This is a genomic window from Nostoc sp., assembly GCF_041747015.1.
Taxonomy (GTDB): domain Bacteria; phylum Cyanobacteriota; class Cyanobacteriia; order Cyanobacteriales; family Nostocaceae; genus Nostoc.
On record NZ_JBGTFY010000058.1, the window covers coordinates 1 to 18,226 of the forward strand.

Annotated in this window: 19 protein-coding genes; 9 read left to right on the forward strand and 10 right to left on the reverse strand. The window is 42.9% G+C overall.

The features are described from left to right. On the reverse strand, nucleotides 1–777 hold a 777-nt coding region (gene sufB / locus ACEW80_RS04395; protein WP_373525418.1), incomplete at its 3' end, for a Fe-S cluster assembly protein SufB. Nucleotides 778–1,016: 239 nt separating this feature from the next. Between sufB and sufR the strand changes: the two genes are divergently transcribed. Beyond that, complete coding sequence (gene sufR / locus ACEW80_RS04400) at nucleotides 1,017–1,700, forward strand: iron-sulfur cluster biosynthesis transcriptional regulator SufR (RefSeq protein ID WP_373525419.1); 684 nt, start codon at nucleotides 1,017–1,019, stop codon at nucleotides 1,698–1,700. An 86-nt stretch (nucleotides 1,701–1,786) separates the two neighbouring features. Then, nucleotides 1,787–2,047 (forward strand): hypothetical protein, encoded by a 261-nt coding sequence (locus ACEW80_RS04405; RefSeq protein WP_373525420.1) that lies wholly within the window; start codon nucleotides 1,787–1,789, stop codon nucleotides 2,045–2,047. 298 nt (nucleotides 2,048–2,345) lie between these two features. Here the strand turns inward: ACEW80_RS04405 and ACEW80_RS04410 are convergent, their stop codons facing one another. Both ACEW80_RS04410 and ACEW80_RS04415 read right to left on the reverse strand, forming a co-directional pair. Next, complete coding sequence (locus ACEW80_RS04410) at nucleotides 2,346–2,978, reverse strand: hypothetical protein (RefSeq protein WP_373525421.1); 633 nt, start codon at nucleotides 2,976–2,978, stop codon at nucleotides 2,346–2,348. Nucleotides 2,979–3,317: 339 nt separating this feature from the next. After that, complete coding sequence (locus ACEW80_RS04415) at nucleotides 3,318–3,644, reverse strand: YbjQ family protein (protein ID WP_373525422.1); 327 nt, start codon at nucleotides 3,642–3,644, stop codon at nucleotides 3,318–3,320. 802 nt (nucleotides 3,645–4,446) lie between these two features. On the opposite strand from ACEW80_RS04415, the gene ACEW80_RS04420 reads away from it, so the two are divergent. Next, entirely contained in the window at nucleotides 4,447–5,127 is a 681-nt protein-coding gene (locus ACEW80_RS04420) for a tetratricopeptide repeat protein (RefSeq protein ID WP_373525423.1), read from the forward strand. Between the two features lie 2 nt (nucleotides 5,128–5,129). Here the strand turns inward: ACEW80_RS04420 and ACEW80_RS04425 are convergent, their stop codons facing one another. Further along, nucleotides 5,130–6,032 carry an ABC transporter ATP-binding protein gene (locus ACEW80_RS04425; RefSeq protein ID WP_373525424.1) on the reverse strand — a complete coding sequence of 301 codons (903 nt, stop codon included), beginning with the start codon at nucleotides 6,030–6,032 and terminating at the stop codon, nucleotides 5,130–5,132. Nucleotides 6,033–6,404: 372 nt separating this feature from the next. Between ACEW80_RS04425 and ACEW80_RS04430 the strand changes: the two genes are divergently transcribed. Beyond that, entirely contained in the window at nucleotides 6,405–7,457 is a 1,053-nt protein-coding gene (locus ACEW80_RS04430) for an exostosin family protein (RefSeq protein ID WP_373525425.1), read from the forward strand. A 187-nt stretch (nucleotides 7,458–7,644) separates the two neighbouring features. On the opposite strand, the gene ACEW80_RS04435 is transcribed toward ACEW80_RS04430, so the two are convergent. The 3 genes from ACEW80_RS04435 to ACEW80_RS04445 all read right to left on the reverse strand — a co-directional run bounded on the left by ACEW80_RS04435 (nucleotide 7,645) and on the right by ACEW80_RS04445 (nucleotide 11,068). After that, entirely contained in the window at nucleotides 7,645–8,661 is a 1,017-nt protein-coding gene (locus tag ACEW80_RS04435) for a FecCD family ABC transporter permease (RefSeq protein WP_373525426.1), read from the reverse strand. A gap of 400 nt (nucleotides 8,662–9,061) precedes the next feature. Beyond that, nucleotides 9,062–9,685, reverse strand: coding sequence for a 4Fe-4S single cluster domain-containing protein (locus ACEW80_RS04440; RefSeq protein WP_373525427.1), 624 nt, complete (start codon nucleotides 9,683–9,685; stop codon nucleotides 9,062–9,064). A gap of 351 nt (nucleotides 9,686–10,036) precedes the next feature. Further along, nucleotides 10,037–11,068: a hypothetical protein gene (locus tag ACEW80_RS04445; RefSeq protein WP_373525428.1), complete on the reverse strand. Its 1,032-nt coding sequence runs from the start codon at nucleotides 11,066–11,068 to the stop codon at nucleotides 10,037–10,039. Nucleotides 11,069–11,230: 162 nt separating this feature from the next. Between ACEW80_RS04445 and moaA the strand changes: the two genes are divergently transcribed. Beyond that, nucleotides 11,231–12,217, forward strand: a complete 987-nt coding sequence (moaA, locus tag ACEW80_RS04450; RefSeq protein WP_373525429.1) for a GTP 3',8-cyclase MoaA — start codon at nucleotides 11,231–11,233, stop codon at nucleotides 12,215–12,217. A 139-nt stretch (nucleotides 12,218–12,356) separates the two neighbouring features. Here moaA and rpsD read toward each other — a convergent pair whose 3' ends face one another. Both rpsD and ACEW80_RS04460 read right to left on the reverse strand, forming a co-directional pair. Next, a complete protein-coding gene (rpsD, locus tag ACEW80_RS04455; RefSeq protein WP_373525430.1) occupies nucleotides 12,357–12,965 on the reverse strand; it encodes a 30S ribosomal protein S4 in 609 nt (202 codons plus the stop codon). 62 nt (nucleotides 12,966–13,027) lie between these two features. Next, complete coding sequence (locus tag ACEW80_RS04460) at nucleotides 13,028–13,162, reverse strand: hypothetical protein (RefSeq protein ID WP_373525431.1); 135 nt, start codon at nucleotides 13,160–13,162, stop codon at nucleotides 13,028–13,030. Between the two features lie 266 nt (nucleotides 13,163–13,428). On the opposite strand from ACEW80_RS04460, the gene ACEW80_RS04465 reads away from it, so the two are divergent. From ACEW80_RS04465 to ACEW80_RS04480, 4 genes are all read left to right on the forward strand, one after another. After that, nucleotides 13,429–14,103: a hypothetical protein gene (locus ACEW80_RS04465; protein ID WP_373525432.1), complete on the forward strand. Its 675-nt coding sequence runs from the start codon at nucleotides 13,429–13,431 to the stop codon at nucleotides 14,101–14,103. Between the two features lie 150 nt (nucleotides 14,104–14,253). Next, nucleotides 14,254–14,904, forward strand: a complete 651-nt coding sequence (locus ACEW80_RS04470) for a glutathione S-transferase family protein (RefSeq protein WP_373525433.1) — start codon at nucleotides 14,254–14,256, stop codon at nucleotides 14,902–14,904. A 266-nt stretch (nucleotides 14,905–15,170) separates the two neighbouring features. Next, nucleotides 15,171–15,749, forward strand: a complete 579-nt coding sequence (locus tag ACEW80_RS04475) for a TetR/AcrR family transcriptional regulator (protein WP_373525434.1) — start codon at nucleotides 15,171–15,173, stop codon at nucleotides 15,747–15,749. A gap of 106 nt (nucleotides 15,750–15,855) precedes the next feature. Next, nucleotides 15,856–16,506, forward strand: a complete 651-nt coding sequence (locus ACEW80_RS04480; protein ID WP_373525435.1) for a glutathione S-transferase family protein — start codon at nucleotides 15,856–15,858, stop codon at nucleotides 16,504–16,506. A 212-nt stretch (nucleotides 16,507–16,718) separates the two neighbouring features. Here the strand turns inward: ACEW80_RS04480 and hetR are convergent, their stop codons facing one another. Beyond that, complete coding sequence (hetR, locus tag ACEW80_RS04485) at nucleotides 16,719–17,618, reverse strand: heterocyst differentiation master regulator HetR (RefSeq protein WP_373525436.1); 900 nt, start codon at nucleotides 17,616–17,618, stop codon at nucleotides 16,719–16,721. Between the last annotated feature and the right edge of the window lie 608 nt (nucleotides 17,619–18,226).

Below are 18,226 nucleotides of genomic sequence, written 5' to 3' on the forward strand. Positions count from 1 at the left end.
GTTGTCGAGGGCGACGAGTTCCACAACGGCGGCGTGCAACTGGTTGCTGTCATACATCGGTGCGGTGCAACCTTCGAGGTAAGAAACATAACTACCTTCTTCGGCGACAATCAAAGTCCGCTCAAATTGTCCCGTGTCACCTGAGTTGATGCGGAAGTAGGTAGACAGTTCCATTGGGCATTTGACGCCTTTAGGAATGTAGACAAAGGAACCATCGCTAAATACGGCGGCGTTCAAGGCGGCAAAGTAGTTGTCAGCGATGGGAACAACGCTACCCAGGTATTTTTTGATCAGTTCTGGATGTTCTTGCAACGCTTCGGAAAACGAGCAGAAAATAACACCGTCTTCCGCTAGTTTTTCCTTAAATGTAGTGGCGACAGAAACGCTATCGAAAATCGCATCGACGGCGACGTTTGCCAGTCGCTTCTGTTCAGATAGGGAAATGCCTAACTTCTCGAAGGTTTCTAAAAGGGTTGGATCAACTTCATCCAAACTATTCAGCTTTTCTTTCTTGCGTTTCGGCGCTGAGTAGTAAATGATATCCTGATAATTAATTGGCGGATACTTGACATTAGGCCAAGTTGGTTCTGTCATTTTTTGCCACTGGCGATAAGCTCTGAGGCGAAAGTCCAGCATGAATTGCGGCTCGTTCTTCTTAGAGGAGATCAAGCGAACAACGTCCTCGTCTAGTCCACGCGGTATAGTGTCGGACTCAATATCAGTAATAAAGCCGTACTTGTAAGGTTGGTTGACTAAGGTTTTGACAGTGGCACTCATCGGTAATAATCTCTTGTGTTCAGAACTCTTTCAGGATGGGAGACGGATTTTTCTTTAGCCGATTCCCATATCACGTTACTGAATGGTTACACGGCTGCTAGAATAGTGGTAGAGAGTAAAACAACATCTATGTTGTTTAATCTATCTTCATTTTACGCTAAATTAACAACAACAATGTTGTCAAAGTCAAATTTTCCCAGAAATTTTTGTGACGTTCGCTGAACGTCTCGCACCACAAGATGGCGACTATCCACCAGTCCTCAACCAAGCAAGATATCCTAGAGTATCTGCACAAACAGGAAAAAGCAACGGCTTTGGAGCTAGCTGAAGTTTTAGACGTTACCCCCCAAGCGATTCGTCGTCATCTCAAGGATTTGGAGACGGAGGAGCTAGTTTTGTATTCGACATCGGTGCAGGCGGCGGGGATGGGGCGGCCGCAGCACGTTTATCAACTGAGTCGTCAGGGACGCGATCGCTTGCATCGAACAATTAGCAATCGCTTTGGTGATGGCCATGGTCATTTTGCGGTTTCGCTGCTAGACACCTTAGCCGAAACGATGGGACACGAAGAATTCAAATGGATTTTACAGAAACAGTGGCAGCGTAAAGCCCAAGAATACAGCGATCGCGTCGGTAGCGGTTCACTGCGAGAACGTGTAGCTAATTTAGTAGAGTTCAGAAAAGCGGAAGGCTTCATGGCGGAGTATCACCCGGTTGATGTGAATGACGCAATTGATAGCGATCGCTTTATCTTAATGGAGCATAACTGCGCTATTTCCAACGTTGCCGAGTCTTTCCCCAGCATTTGTGGTCACGAATTAGAAATGTTTGCAGCCGTATTATCAGATTGTACCGTAGAACGCACCCACTGGATTATCAACGGCGAACATCGTTGTGGATATTTGGTACAAGTTCGTCATTAGTCATTAGTCATTAGTCATTTGTCATTTGTCATTTGTGAAAAACACTCCCTACTCCCTAATAATTAACTAAGTTTGAGATAGCGTTTATGGACGTATTACCACAGCAACCATCAGCACAATTTTTAACTCAGGAAGAGTCAGCAAAAGTAGACGCAGCCTTGTTGTCTTCCCCAGAAAAGTTTTTAACAAGATTGACAATTTCATCACTTAAGCTTTTAAAGCATATCGCCCATGAGTACAGCGTTGCTATTGAAGATTTGACAGCAGAACAAGTAATTGCCTGGTTTGAAAAAGATGGCAAAATTCGACGTGAACAGGGGATTGAAGTTTCATATCTGAAATGGTGATATGCGATAGTAAAGTTTTCGTTTCATTTACTTAGAAAAAATACCTATCCAAAATATCCCGCTTCTAAAAAACAGAAATGTTTCTTAAAAGCGGGACATTAACAGATAAGATATGTTTGCAATTTTGCCTAAAGTCCATTATTGGAGCGAGAATCTTTTAAGTACCAGACGATGAGTCTATTTATTTTTGTGACTTAATTGGACGCTACAAACGCCAGCCTTAAATAATAAACAAAAAGCACCTTTTTCAAGGTACTTCTATATAAAACAAACACCATTTGATTTTTCAAACAATTTTTTAAGAATTGTAATTGTTAGTCCGAGGACTACGAGCTCCGGTTACGGCTCCAATCATTGAGGCTATTAAACCCAATAAAGAACCAAACACAAACCACCATAATCCTGAACGTATATTTTCCGCAATCTCACGAGTTTGTTGAGCGCTTACATTTGCTTGCGGTACATTGACACCACCTTGCTGTTGTACTTGGTTTATGACTTCCCCAGCGTTGGAAGCAGCGACACCAAAAGCACCCGATACTCCATTTGCCAATAGAAACGAACTAACTGCCAAAGTCGTAGCCCAAAGAATTGCGCCGTTAAGCAGAGCTGTATTGCGGTTCATCGGACCACAAGCACGAGCCGCAACCCAACCACCAGTAAATAGGGAAATTAACAAAGCGATAGTTGACCAAAGCCCTGCATTACCCGCAGTGTTAGGGGCAATTGTTCTCGGTGCGCCTGAACCTTCAACTGCGCCTGCGGCGAAGGCACCAATTATCGCGCTCAAAATTAACTGAGTAGCTAAAGAAACCAACAAACCAGAAATAATCGGTCCCCAGCGAACAAGATCATGATATTCAGTCACTCGACCTACTACCGCAGGCTGAGTAGAAATAACATCATCATTTGCTCGATTTACGTATGACATAGTTTATGTTCTCCAATGCTGTTTTAGCGTCAGCGTTCAGGTATATTCATGTTTATGCTTAATATTAAATAACTAAATCATCTACTTTCATATCTATCAACAGAAAGAGTTAACAACTATATCTTTAGTGAAAAAACAGATTAATAACCAGTTTTAATCCCCTTAAATATGTTATGTTTTACATACTTTTTTTACATTTACTTTACAAAATCATTCAATTATACAGTTATTAACTGCTGAAACAAGCCATCTTTAATTCTGGAAAACATTAGACTTAATACAAACTTTATAACCCTGATTAAAAAACCCTAAAAAAGTAATTAGGCGACTAATGAAAGATTAACGCATCCTTACAGCAGTGCCTGTGGCAGTAATCAGCAATAGAACTCCTGACTGGTCAATATTGATTGTGCCAGTATCAATCTCAATGCCGATTACAGCATTTGCTCCTAAACGTTGTGCCCGTTGTTCTAATTCTTCTAGTGCCTTGCGTTGACCCTCCTCAAATAGACGCTCATAGCTAGCAGTACGTCCACCGATAATATCTCGAATACCAGCCATAAAATCCCGCAAGAAATTGCTGCCATAAACTACTTCTGCTGTCACAATGCCTAAATATGATTCAATCACGGCTCCTTGAATTACATCTGTGGTAGTTATAATCATAAATTAGCCTCCTAGATATTACGTGGGTTGATATTTTTGATCAAAGTGTTTATAAAACACTTCAACAATTGTAACTTTGATTACAGATGCAGAATTAGTCTGTGTTAAAAATAGATTTGATAAACATTCTCTCACACAATTTTAGATTGCGATCGCCCCGTGGTTGATTAATTATCACTTGTAGTCTTATCCTGAACAATAACCAGGATTTAAAGGAACATTTTGCTTTTTGAGTTGATCTGATCGTGTAACGACGAAAAATGGACTATAGACAACCGATAGATGCAGAGCCGTTACCAAATGGTAGTATAAGGAACAAAAAATCTGAGAAAATTGGATATGTAATCAGTAAATTTTTGATTATTTAAATCAACATGATTGAATGTTCAATTATTTTTATAATACATATCTGGCTGGTCTAATATTAAGTGAGATACCTGTTGGATTTGGGAGCATCTCACTTTTGTAAAAATCTATTCATACCTGGCGAATACCAGTCGTCAAGGATATTTGCAAAACTAAGATGCTCTCTGGGATTTTTCTAGGATAGTCGTATAAATACTGACAAAAAAGTGTGATTTTGGCATTATGCCAGTTTATCTGTAGAGTAAATTCATCTGAGAAATTATACCTAATATTTTACTATTAAGTAAAAACTCGGTGATAAAATACTAATTTTTAGAGTATGCAGTGAATGAACTTTTAACATCTTAATTAATACGAAGAAATACAGTTTTCAAAAGCCCATATTTTTGTTTTAATGTACTAGAAAAAAGTCCTCTAAAATTTCAGGAAATTTACTGTGTACAAGCCAACATCATTCGTGTTTAGTGTGGTGTTACTAGGATGCTTTACCTTCACAATACCTTCGGTGGCTCAGGCTCAGGTATTAGTAGCACAAGCCAAAAACCCAGAATTAAAGCAACTACTAGAAGAAGGACGAAGATTAGTTGACACTGGTGATTATAGTGGTGCGATCGCTGTTTATCAGCAAGCAGCTAGGCTAGATCCCAAGAATGCTAAAATTCATTCAGGTATTGGCTACTTATACGCTCAACAAGGAAACTACCGGGCAGCATTAACAGCTTATCGTCGGGCGATCGCCATCAACCCTAACAATAGCGATTTTTACTACGCTGTAGGTTACATCAAAGCGAACTTGGGAGATACTGCTGGTGCCAAGGAAGGTTATCGTCGTGCCATACAGCTGAACCGTAACAACGTTAATGCCTATTTAGGATTGGCTGTGACGCAATCTCGTATGGGAGACTATCGTGCAGCTACCTGGGCATACGGGCAAGCAATCAGCTTAGATAAGAACAATGCCCAGACTTATGAATTGATGGGTTCGATGTATAAACAGCGACGGCAAGCCAAACAAGCAAACAGCTTGCTTCAGAAAGCCCGTGATTTGTACAGGCGGCGCAATGACTCAGCTGGCGTGGACAGGGTAGAAGCCATGCTGCGACAGTTAGGAGGATGAGGTTAATCTAACTTGCGTCCCGTTAATTCCACAAAAATATCTTCTAAGTTAGAGGGACGCACCATCATTCCGGTTTTATCAGGCTGTTCATTCAAGTAGATATTTGCTGCTTCCAGAGAGGGGAAAAATAGATATTCCCAACTACGGGCGCTATCACTCCCCACTTGGGACACACCCAATTGCTTCATCACCAAACCTTCACCGTGAAGAGAACGTAGCTGTTGTAAAGTTCCCAAAGAAATCAGCTTACCGCCATCCATAATACCGATGCGTCCTGGCTTGGAAGAGCCGAAAGCATCGCACAAAAATTCGACCTCATCCATATAATGAGTCGTCAATAGCATCGTCATCCCCTGCTTATTCAAATCCCGAATAATTTCCCAGAGGCGTCGCCTGGTTTGGGGGTCTAGTCCTACCGTTGGTTCATCCAAAAACAAAATTTGCGGTTGATGCAATAAAGCTCTCGCTATCTGCAATCGTCGTTTCATACCCCCAGACAGGGTTTTTACCAAATCATCACGTTTTTCTGCTAGCTCAACATACTCTAGCCATTGATTAATCAGTTTTTGTCGCTGCGGGTTGCTAATGTGATGTAGCCTCCCGTGGAGTTCCATATTTTCCCAGACACTTAAATCGTTATCCACACTGATTTGCTGCAAGACTACGCCAATACTCTGTTTTGCCAGCATTGCTTGGCTAACCACATCATATCCACTTACTTCTATTCGTCCTTGGGACGGTTTTGTTAGTGTAGTCAGCATCCGAATTGTGGTAGATTTACCCGCACCGTTGGGGCCAAGTAGAGCAAATATTTCCCCCGCTTCAATTTTGAATGACAGGTCATTGACTACAGGTACATTGTTGTAAAATTTGTAGACGTTTTCTAATAAGACAGCAGCAGTCATGGATAAATTTGCTCACACCATTTCATGATCAACACTACCATTGCGATCGCATCAAGGGCTAAAGCTAGAGAAACTATTACGTATTACCAACTCTTGTCTATCAAAAACTTGACAACCACGGATAACACATTTTACTGTGCGTAATACAACGTTTGCGGAACATGACTGCGAAGCTCTACCCTGGAAAACTTAGGCAGTCAGTATTTTTGACAAATGAAAAATTGTTTAAAACTTACCTTTAACACTGGGCAAAAGGTTAGTTGAAGTTAGGCGCATTCATTGTATAATTTCCTCTAATGTTTCAACTAGTTAAACTCACGTCCAAATATGAAATTAAATATCTACTCTGACAGAAACTATATTCTTAAGGGAATGGAAACAGTTCCAATGCTTTATCCCTTTTGGACAGAATTTATCCCGACTGAAAAATACCCTTGGAATAGACTATATGGCAATTATATAGAGGTTAGTAATTCCCTCTTTCAAATGACTTCGTTAGAGGAAGCTGACTTAGCAATCATGCCTACAAACTGGAGATTGATTAGAGGAGATACTTGGAGAAGTAAAGTTAACAAACAAGCACAAGATATATCTATGCAATTTGCCGAAAAATTAGCTAATAGTGGCAAAGAACTAGCTATTTTTTTTGCAGGCGATTGTTGTGCCGAAAAAGTCCCTGTGAATAATGCAACAATAATCAGGACTGCCGTATATCGCTCCCAAAACAGGCAAAAGGATATTATTATGCCTTCTTTTGTGGAAGATTATGTTAAAGAATATTTGGGAGGTGAAATTTCTCTCAGGCAGAAATCTGCTAAACCTGTTATTGGATTTTGTGGTTTAGCAAATCCAGATTCATGGGATATAAAGCTGAAAGCGCTTACATATCACGGGTTGATGTTAGCCAAATCATTAGAGTTTGGAGTTTCGCCTTACAAAGGAAAAATTCTGCGTAGTAAGGCTCTGAAAATATTTGCAGAAAGCCCATCTTTAGTAAATACAAACTTCATTATTAGAGAAAGTTCAGAGTCAGTATATCTAACTACACAAGACCCAGAGATCAGACAGAAGACTCGTGCTGAATATGTGAAAAATCTAGTCGAGAGCGATTACCTTTTGTGTTGTCGTGGTTCTGCAAACTATTCGATTCGACTATATGAAATCCTTAGTTGTGGTCGCATTCCAATTTTTATTAATACAGACTGCGTTTTACCTTTTGATTTTATGATTGACTGGAAAAAATATTGCGTCTGGATAGAGGAGAAGGAAATACCATATATTGCAGAGAAAGTGGCTGAATTTCATAGCAATCTTTCAGACCAAGAATTCTTAGATTTGCAGTATGAGTGCCGAAATCTCTGGAAGAAATGGCTTTCTCCTGAGGGATTTTATACTAATCTTTATCTTCATTTTCAGGGAAAGTAGGCTAGAGATGGATAAATACTTGATCAGAATTTAATGTTAGTAAGTTTTGAAAAAATAATTTTTAATCTGAATAAGTTTTTGATAAATTTTCGGCGATCGCAGTTAATAATATCGATATCGCTAAAAAATCTGCGAATTACTTTGTTCATACATTGAGGCATAAAAAACATTGCTCAAGTGTATTAGTTCAGAATTTATTAAACCCATTAGAACGTCGATAAAGTAACCAGATAAATAGCGGTGAACCCAGCAAAGCGGTGACGGAACCTACTGGTAGTTCTACTGCTCCTAGTCTAGAAAGTAAATCTGCAAAAGTCAGTAACCATGCACCAGCAAGAGCAGAAAGTGGCAAAACAAAGCGGTGATCTGTACCAACGATCAGGCGGACACCGTGAGGAACAACAAGACCAACAAATCCAATCAAGCCACTGATGCTAACTGCACCTGCGGCTAATAAAGTGGCGACACCACCAATTATAAGACGCGATCGCATCAACGAAACCCCCAAACTTACAGCCAAATCATCTCCCAAAGCCAGCACGTTTACCGATCGCGCCAGCAAGCATCCCCCTAGCAATGCAACGATAATGTAAGGCCCAGTCGTAGCAATTTCTTGCCAACCCCGTCCGTTGAGGCTACCAACCAGCCAACTGAGCGCAATTTGAATTTGACCGTCTTCAGCTAAAAGCAGCAATGTACTTTGTACAGCACCAAATAAAGAACTTACCGCCACTCCGCCTAAAATCAACCGCTCAACCGATATTCCCGACCCCGTGCGACCAATCAAAATTACGATCGCTGAAGTTAAAATTGCTCCTAGCCACGCTGCTAAAGGAATCGCTACAGGGAATATGTGCCACACCAGCATGAGAATAACAACTAGCCCTGCACCTGCTGAAATGCCGAGAATAAATGGATCGGCAAGACTATTACGTAACATTCCTTGCAGCAATGCTCCTGACATTCCCAAAGCTGCACCGACGATGAGAGCAGCAGTAATGCGGGGGAGACGCAAATCCCAGAGGATTGTTTGTTTAACCGGATCACCTTTACGGAGAATGGCTTGCCAAAATTCCGACATACTCAAATGTACTGCTCCTTGAGAAAGCGACAGCGTTAGCGTTACCACCAGTGCTGTACCCAGAAGTAAGACAGCCCAGAGTACGCGGTGTTTAGTAAAAGTTGTCTGAAATGGTTTAGTCAAATTCTAATATTTATATTGATGTAGCTAGCATAAGATAACGCGCGAATACCAATAAAAACCTGATTTTTGAGTTAAAAACCTGACTTTTAAGTTTAACAACTTGATTTTTGAGTTAAAAACCTGATTTTTAAGTTTGAAAACCTGATTTTTAAGTTAAAAACCTGATTTTTAAGTTTAACAACCTGATTTTTGAGATAAAAACTTTATTTTTTTACTTTAATTCTCAATACGGTTCGGTTAAGGTGCATAGTCCTTAAAGATCCCCCTTAGTCCACGCCAGATCCTTCAAGTCGGGAAACCGCAAGGGCGGACTGGCTCCCCTTAAAAAGGGGGAAATAGAGCTATTCTTAGCCCCCCTTTTTAAGGGGGGTTGGGGGGATCAAGTCTTATCCGAACCGTATTACGTTAACTCCAGCCCACCTTGATAACCGGTGACAATGCGCCCACCATCCTTGAGAATGTGGACTTCTATCTGGTCGCTAGCCCAGGTAATCTGGTCTTGGAAAGCTGGGTTTAACACCCGAACCCGTTGATTACTAGAAGAAACTGGAGAGTTGGGAGAATTAATTGCTAGAGATTGTACAAAAGGACCATCAATCAGGATATCAAGTTGTTCTAACAATGCTTGGGAACCTGGGGGCGCGGATTGGGACTGTAGTTGCTTGAGAGTGAACCCAGTAAAAGACATTACATTTAACCCAGCAGCTTTTACCTTATAAGCTAAAGATACCAGTGCAGGTGCTTGCCAAAATGGTTCTCCACCAGAGAAGGTTACACCCGTGTTGCGGGGGTTGCTGAGAATGTTCTCGGCAAGGACATCGACAGCAATCAGTTGGTTAGCCTCAAATGACCAAGAATCAGGATTAAAGCAGCCAGGACACTCACGAGGACAACCTTGTACCCAGACGACTGCACGACAACCAGGTCCATTAACTTCTGACTGATCAACGTAACCCATAATGTTGAGATAGCCAGAGGGAATTTCTATGAGTGCTGGCGATGGGTCAGTTGGCTTGGTTTCCATCTCTTTGACTCCTTTTAGCCGTTGCCTGTTAACCGCTAACTATAGCGGAGTCTAAGCAATAGGGTTTGGTTAAGGTGCATAATCCTTAATAATCCCCCTTTTTTGGAAGTGACCAAGACAATCGCCTGGTATTAGAGAGAAAACATCTGGATATCCAAACTTTTAACTCCGGCGTTGCATAAATGCGGGATGGTTTTTCTCACGCAGAGGAGCCAGTGCGTTGGGCGGGTTCCCCGACTTGCAGCACCTGGCGTCGGGCCCAGACGCAGAGAGGATAAGGAGTTTTAGATTTTAATACATAACATTTCATCCCTTGATTCAGCAACGCCTTAACTCCTAACTCCCCACTCCCTAACTCGTCTCCTGAATTTGCAAACGAATAGTGTGTTCAGTCGCGCCACTAAGTTGCAATTCCATAATTTCACCACCCAGAGGTTCCAAGCAAGTGAGCAGCGATCGCAAGTTGGGTGTACTTGCACCAGTATCTACATATAATCGATCTGCTAAATTGCCGATGCGTTTCCAAGTCATGTAAAGTTTAGCGATCGTTTGTTCGATCTGCGATGCTTGATTCACCAAATCAGCAGCAATGCTCAAACAGCCGACTCTTTGCGCTTCTTCTAAGGCTGTTTCGATGTCAACATCTTCCTGCGTCAATGCTTGGACTTGAGCCGCGCCTTTGAGGTATTTCGCCAAGTTACGCGCTTCTGTAGTTACCTGTTTGAGGGTATCTACGTCAGGATTAGCAGCAATTTCCTTCTGGATAAACTTTTGGTGCGATTCTGGCAGTTTTTCCATTTCCTTCACCAGTGGGGCGATGTAGCGTGGGGGAAGGGTGTTATCTGCCGCTTTTTCCTTGACTGCTTGGGGTAGTAAATCTGAAGACATGGCTGTCCATTCGTCGCTGAGTTGACGGACTTCGCGCCTGGTGATCCGATCGCCTTTTTGGGCGGCTTCACTCACCATCTGTTGCACCTCTGGGGATGCTTTGGAGGTTTCGATAAATGCCCGTTTGCTGAAGTTATTCACAGATCCGGGGTCAAGTTTACCATCTTCGATCAGAGTATCGGCACTATTGGCCAATTGAATCCAGGAATAAGCTTGACTTTTGCTGATTTCCCGCTCCTTTAGCCACGCCAGAAAACCTGTACCACGTCCGTCACCACCCATTTTTTCTCGGTCACGGATAGCGCGTAAAATTCGTCCCCGCCAGATTTCAGTTTGCAAATCAAAGCGATCGCATACCTGCCAAGCTATTTCGAGCTGCTGTTGAAAATCTGACTCTAGAATCAGTTCATCTTCGGGATCGGGCAGTTCAAAGGTAATATCTGCTGGCTGTTGTAAAGCAGCAGCAAGGTCGTTGATAGAGTCGGTATCTTGCACGATTGATGACTAACTAGGTGGATGCGATCGGCTTATTATGCCACAATCTTTAAGTTCTGACTTAAGAGGTGGTGCGGTATCTTGAATTACAGCAAAATAGGATAAAGGGGTAAATTACCTCGGTATGGTCTTTAATTTATCGAAGACAATAGAAATAAAACGATGAACCAGGTAGACTACCTCCGAATTAGCTTAATCGATCGCTGCAATTTTCGTTGTCAATACTGTATGCCAGAGGGAGTAGAACTGGACTATATTCTCAGACAACAACTGTTGACTGATGAGGAACTGCTCACCTTAATTCAAGAGGTATTTATTCCAGTCGGCTTTAATCGGTTTCGTTTGACTGGGGGCGAACCCTTGTTGCGTCCGCGTGTGGTGGATTTGGTCGGTGCGATCGCAACTCTACCCCAAACTCAAGACCTCTCAATGACCACTAACGGTTTTTTGCTGGCTCCGATGGCGCAAAATCTCTACGATGCTGGTTTGCGACGAATTAATATTAGTCTGGACTCTCTTGATCCCGACATTTTTGAGCAAATTATTGGTAATCGCGGTCGTTCTCGTTGGCAACAAGTTTGGGATGGGATTCAAACTGCCTATCGCGTCGGTTTTAACCCCCTGAAGCTGAATGTGGTGGTGATTCCTGGGGTCAATGACCACGAAATTCTCGATTTAGCTGCCTTGACAATTGATAAACAGTGGCACGTTCGATTTATTGAATTTATGCCCATTGGTAATGTACATTTGTTTGGCGATCGCGGTTGGATATCTTCAGCTGAATTACGACAACAAATCCGCGATCGTTGGGGCTTGACAGAATCCCAAGTTCGTGGTGCAGGTCCTGCTGATGTCTTTCAAATTCCCGGTGCGAAGGGGACACTAGGATTTATTAGTCAAATGTCGGAATGTTTTTGCGATCGTTGTAATCGGATGCGCCTGAGTGCTGATGGTTGGCTGCGTCCCTGTTTATTGAATGAAACTGGTCAAATAGATTTAAAAACTGCTCTGCGTTCTGGTATCAGTACCGCTCAATTACAAGAGCAGGTAAGACATTTACTCGGAATCAAACCAGAAATTAACTTTAAAGAGCGCGATTCTGGCATTTTAGGTACATACACTCGCACAATGTCGCAAATTGGTGGTTAGTCTTTGTCATTTGTCCTTTGCAAATAACTAGGGACAAATGACCCTTCGGGTGAGCTAGTTGCTCATGGGGGAAACCCCCTTGGCGCTAGCCTCTCCCTTTGGGAGAAGACCGCACTAGCTCACTAAGGACAAATGACTATTAAGCTTGTCGTGAGTAGTATTCCACCACAAGTAGTTCATTAACTTGTAGTGCCACCCATTCCCGCTCAATAATGCTGTTGACTTTACCAACCAACTTGGTTTTGTCAAACTCCAGATGAGTGGGGAGGTTAGCCAAACCGGGATATTGCAAGTTAGCTTCCACCAACTTCCGTGATTGTACTCTATCCCTAACAGCGATTACCTCACCGGGACGGCATTGGTAACTGGCAATATTCACCAGACGACCGTTAACAGTGATATGACTGTGATTTACTAGCTGACGAGCTGCTGGAATTGTTGGGGCGATACCCAAACGGAAAACGGTATTATCCAAGCGCATTTCTAGCAATTGCAGCAGCACTTGTCCCGTAGAACCAGTAACACGTCTGGCTTTCCGTACATAACGTAGCAATTGCTTTTCAGTCAAACCGTAGTTGAAGCGGAGCTTTTGCTTTTCCTCTAGACGGATAGCATACTCAGAGCGCTTCTTGCGGTTCTGACCATGCATACCTGGCGGGTAAGCGCGTCTGGCGCTTTTACGAGTCAATCCTGGTAAGTCGCCCAAGCGGCGGACAATTCTGAGGCGTGGCCCTCTATATCGGGACATGAGTTTCCTTAATCTAATCCTGTTTAAACTTTACTCAAACATTCATTTTGACATTCCCCTGATCAGAAATCAGGGGATTCTTGGTTTTCCGAAGCTGGTTTCCTTGGTATGACGTATCCTACCAAGGTAGAAGCATCTTCTTTGCCGCCAGTTGCTTTAAGTTCGGTAGAGCCGACGCACTGACTTCCAAGCCTCAATTCCGACGTGTCCCGCCGTACTCTTGCAAATAAGTTTTTTGTGTTTATTTAGTTTTGTAGGCTACTTAATCATTAGATTAGTTTACGCAGTATTCTTAACTTTGAAATACTTTTTACGTTGCCTACTTATCTTTCAAACAGTTATATTAACACAATTTTCGACATAATTAATTATATCTATACCTTGCCGCCGCTGAAATTCTTTAATTGCAGAGGATTTTTAAAATATTTGAGTTAACATAACTTTGGGTGTTTGGAGAATGGTAATGTCACAGAGCAAAAAAGTGGTTAGCAGAGTTCAGAACAAACAAAGCAGTTCCACCTCCAGGATTTTAACAGTATCAGTTTTGGCGATCGCTGGATTTTTGACAACGATTTTACCTGATATGGCGATCGCTGCTTCATCTAACAATGATTACGGTGCGTGTGCGTTTCGCCTCCTGAAGGTGAGTATAACCGCAGAAGCGGCAGCACAAGCTTGTGCAAAGGCACTGCGTCCCAGAGACTTGGCTGACTGCGTGGTTAAAATCAACAAGCAGACCTCAATTGCCGGGGCAAATGCGCTGACTTCCTGTGGACAAGCCCGCCGTCCAGAGGATTTAGCTACCTGTGTAGTTGATGTCAGATCGTATGTGAAGTTAGATGTCAATCAGATTACTTTAGATACTGAGGAAAAAGTTAACCAAGCAACTTTGGATTACTGTGGTAGCAGTCTGTTACCTGAACGGTTTGGGCTGTGTGTGAAAGGTTTGGGTAGAGCAACTCAGTTGGTTTCAAAGCCGCTACTAGATACTTGTATCGATGGCAGTGACAGCAGCGTTATTGGTGCTTCATCTTCTTCTACACCGTCGATTATAGTACCTGCGGGATCAAGTCCAAGTTTCGAAACTACCCCAGTTCCAATCCAACCGCTTGTTCCAGCGCAGCCGGGGACTAATTAAATTACAGTGTTTTGTAATTGACTGAAAATACAGTTTGGCTTTAAGGTTGGCTAATTTGTCCAGGCGACTCAGGGACTACCAAAAAATAAATCATCCAATTTATTAAGTTGTCGGGTGCGTTACTTTTTTAATCTACCGAGGGAACAATCAATGAGCCTGACGTTTTATTATGCTCCCATGTCCACCGCCAGCATTACCGAAGCTGTTCTCGCAGAACTCGGCACCCCTTGCGATCGCGTGAAGCTCGACATCAGCGCAGGCGACACCAGAAAGCCGGACTTCCTCAAGATCAACCCGAACGGCAGAATCCCCGCCATCGTCCATGAAGGGACGCCGATCTGGGAGTCGTCCGCCATCACGATGTACCTCGGTGAAGTGTTCGGCGTAGATGCCAAGCTTTACCCGGCGCCAGGACCGAAGCGCGGCGAAGCGATGAAGTGGATTGCCTGGAGCAACGTCACCCTCGCCGAAGCAGCCAGTCGATTGTCCGCGTCGCTACCGACTAACAGTGAAGGAGCAGTCCAGTCTAACTCGCAGGACTGGGTGCCCACCGAGCAGCGCAGCGCGATCGCATTGGAAAAAGCAAAGGCGGATATCGCCCTCTGTCTCAGAATTCTCGACGGCGGACTGGAAGGGAAATCGTTCTTGATCGGCGACTACAGCCTCGCGGACACACACCTGCAAGGCATCGTCGGCTGGATCGGGACGATGGAGGTCGATCTGATGCCGTTCCCCAACGTCACGGGGTGGCTGAAGCGCTGCGGTGAGCGTCCAGCGATCGCTAAGTTAATGGCAGGCTAAGGTGGATCTACCTCCCAAATTCGCGGCAGCAGCCCAATGATGAGCATTTCCAGCACAGACGCTAGAAACGAGTTTTTAAAGGGGTTTGGCCTTAAGTTGACACCAATGCCCCTAAAAATTGAATATTTTTTAACCGGAAATTCCTCAATAATACCTTTTTGTAGTTTTTACTCCCGAAATGTCTGGACTGCAAGATAATATTGATCAACCATTCAAAAATATATATACTTGACAAATACACCAAATTGGGAAAGTTCAATTATCCCGTGGTTCGACAACGAGAATTTGATCCGGACGAGGTTTTAACGATAATTATGGATTTGTTCTGGCAGCATGGTTATGCGAACACTTCCATGAAGGATATTGTGCAAGCGACAGGAATCCAGCCTGGAAGCTTATATGCCGCCTTTGGTGACAAAGAGAAGTTGTTTCAGCAAGCATTCAAAAAATACACGCAAGAATTCTTTCGCGCTTCTATGCCACGCCATTGCCCCCCCTTGAAATGTATTCAACAATGGTTTGACCGTTTGGCTAAAGCGATGATCAACGACTCGAAACACAAGGGTTGTTTGATTATTAACACGGCGATAGAACGCGATTCCCATTCACCCAGCACGATCGCAATTATTGAGGATCGTTTAGACGAGATTGAGTCATTCTTTCGGCAAAATCTGGTTCAGGCAATTAAAAACGGAGATTTGCCAAACTCATTTGCGATCGAGGTGAATGCGAAAGCATTACTGGGATTAGTTGTGGGAATGTTAGCAGTTGCCCGAATCCGACGTGATGCTCAAACGCTTAACAGCATTGCCGCAGGAGCTAGCATACTGCTTCAGATGAATTAATTTTGGGCTTTCTCTTGACAATTATTTTTTTGGGTTTTATCTTGAATGAGTATTCAATTTGAATGAACGTTCAAGAAAGTTTGCTAAGACTTCAGGAGTAAACCTTATGTCCAATTTAGTTGTACACGGCTTTCCAGTCAGTCCTTATGTCCGCGCTGCCCGCATTGCCTTAATCGAGAAAGGAGTTGACTACCACTTTAACGAAATCGCCTTTGACTACATAAAAACGGACGAATACGCAAAGCTCAACCCGTTTCGGAAGATGCCCGTATTGCAGCAAGGAGATTTCGTCCTGTACGAAACTCCAGCAATTTTAGGCTACGTTGACGAAGCCTTCGATGGTTTGTCCTTGCAGCCAGTTGATCCAAAAGCACGCGCCCAGGTGCGGAAATGGATTGGCATTGCGGCAAATTATTTATTTCCAGTCGGTGTAATGCAACTATTCATACAGCGAATTGTTAATCCGATTATGGGTGGCGCAACTGATGAAGTTGTGGTTGCAGAGTCAGCAAACATTACCAGCCAACATTTAGATGTCCTTGAACGTGAGTTGACAACGTTATTTCTGGTGGGTGATGCGTTGAGCTTGGCTGACATCTTAGCTGGATCGATGGTTTACTGCATCAACATGACGAAGGAAGGATCGGCACTGGTTAAAGCTAGACCGAAAACAGCAGCGTGGTTAGATGCTCTCAGCCAGAGGAAGAGTTTTCAGCAAACTCTAGCGCCACTGCTGGAAGGAAAGGCACAAAGTTAGATACGAGTGTTAACAATTCAAAATTGTTTGCGTAGCGTCTCGTAGAAAAGAGAGTCTTAATGTGGGTTTAAATCATAATACAAAAGTTAAAAACAGTTTTCTGACTTTTGTATTATGAGTACAATCGGGCATAAATAGACCAATTAAATTATCCAGAATTGTCCAAAAGCTTGTAAAGTAAGCTTTTGGAATTTTAAATTTAGCGAGCAGCATTAGTCTTCTTTCTGGCCAAAAGCTGCCTGGAAAATCATTGGAATACCACCGTCTTGGTGATATTTATCTGCCCAAGCCCGGATAACTTCATCCAATTCTTCTATAGCCTGTTCCATCTTTTCTGGAAGGATATCAAGTTCTTCTAGCATGCGAATGGCATTTCGTCGCCGTTCTGCCCAATTTTTCATCATGCGGAAATACCGAGCGGTATCTTCCACCATGATGTAGGTGCGTTCTTGATCGTCTGCTGGGGCATAAGAAGGACGGGTAAGAGCGTAGAATGGCATTCCCCAAGGAGAATCAATGCGGGTTACCGTGCCTGAGTGAAGTAGACGGCGCTTGATATGCTCACCCAAGGCTTCACTCAATGGCATTTGGTGTTCGGGTGGCAATTCTTCTTGCGATCGCCTGTGCAGAAACTCAATCAAATCCAGAAACTCAAATGAGCTAACTAACTGGGCGTCAGGTAGATTACTTGGCAGCTTTTGCTCAATTTGTCTTTTTTCTTCACTTGTCAGATTGGTTCCGGGAACGCGCGACTTCCCCGGTTGCCAAGGATATTTTTCTAGCCAGACATAGGGCAATTGAATCAAATAGCGCGGTTCCTGAGAACCCAGCATTTTTAATAGTTTGCCTTCTGTCAGCGCCTGTCTGACTTCCTCTACAATGATTTTTACCCGTTTTGGCTCTAGGTGATGCAAGTGACCGGTCATCCGCAGATTTTGCCCTTGCTCTAGATAGGTCATGTATATGGCACACTTAGCTGCGGTTGCGGCTGCATCTAAGAATGCTCCATGCCTATGCCCACTCGTCCGCATGGCACTAAAAGCCAGATAAAGCATGATCTGATCCATCGCACTGGGGCTAAGACGCTTGATCAGATCTATGTCGTTACTCATATTACAGACAGTTGAATAGCACGTTTACAGATTTATTAGTCACACAGAATAAGTAGTATACACCCAAATTGTAGCCAATGTCTTTAATCCAAACTTTAGAGGTTGTTTGAACTCCAAGGTGATTGGGATTCAAACATAATAATTACTCTTGAGAGGGGAAGTCTGACTGCAACAACGGTCTGGTGGCTTTCACAAGAAGTGTATCTTTCTAATTTAAGAATTACTTTTTATTAGGCTTTGAAGAACTGTTGGTCGTGTACAGATTTCCGGCAATGGTTGGGAGTTATTTAGGAGTAGGTAACCTACTGACCTAAGAAACACTGGCAGATTTCGCCAGAATTTGTAAACCAATATATTGCTTACAACTTCCGGCAATTTTTTGGCAGTATAGGCAGTTGACTGGAGGGACAATCATCTACGTTGAATAAGGTAGATGATTCCAAGTTCAATATACCTTTTATTTTATTCAAACATGATATTCTATTTTTGGTCGTTTTTTTATTAATTTTGGATAAAGTAATATATTGGCAGTAATTCCATGATTACCATGTATATGCTGAATATGCAACCAATTATTAAGGTTCTCTGATATTTCACCAAATGCTATG

Coding starts and splice junctions, on each gene's coding strand:
- sufR (WP_373525419.1), top strand. CDS start 1,017: ATGGCGACTATCCACCAGTCCTCAACCAAGCAAGATATCCTAGAGTAT.
- ACEW80_RS04405 (WP_373525420.1), top strand. CDS start 1,787: ATGGACGTATTACCACAGCAACCATCAGCACAATTTTTAACTCAGGAA.
- ACEW80_RS04410 (WP_373525421.1), bottom strand. CDS start 2,978: ATGTCATACGTAAATCGAGCAAATGATGATGTTATTTCTACTCAGCCT.
- ACEW80_RS04415 (WP_373525422.1), bottom strand. CDS start 3,644: ATGATTATAACTACCACAGATGTAATTCAAGGAGCCGTGATTGAATCA.
- ACEW80_RS04425 (WP_373525424.1), bottom strand. CDS start 6,032: ATGACTGCTGCTGTCTTATTAGAAAACGTCTACAAATTTTACAACAAT.
- ACEW80_RS04430 (WP_373525425.1), top strand. CDS start 6,405: ATGGAAACAGTTCCAATGCTTTATCCCTTTTGGACAGAATTTATCCCG.
- ACEW80_RS04440 (WP_373525427.1), bottom strand. CDS start 9,685: ATGGAAACCAAGCCAACTGACCCATCGCCAGCACTCATAGAAATTCCC.
- moaA (WP_373525429.1), top strand. CDS start 11,231: ATGAACCAGGTAGACTACCTCCGAATTAGCTTAATCGATCGCTGCAAT.
- rpsD (WP_373525430.1), bottom strand. CDS start 12,965: ATGTCCCGATATAGAGGGCCACGCCTCAGAATTGTCCGCCGCTTGGGC.
- ACEW80_RS04465 (WP_373525432.1), top strand. CDS start 13,429: ATGTCACAGAGCAAAAAAGTGGTTAGCAGAGTTCAGAACAAACAAAGC.
- ACEW80_RS04470 (WP_373525433.1), top strand. CDS start 14,254: ATGAGCCTGACGTTTTATTATGCTCCCATGTCCACCGCCAGCATTACC.
- ACEW80_RS04480 (WP_373525435.1), top strand. CDS start 15,856: ATGTCCAATTTAGTTGTACACGGCTTTCCAGTCAGTCCTTATGTCCGC.
- hetR (WP_373525436.1), bottom strand. CDS start 17,618: ATGAGTAACGACATAGATCTGATCAAGCGTCTTAGCCCCAGTGCGATG.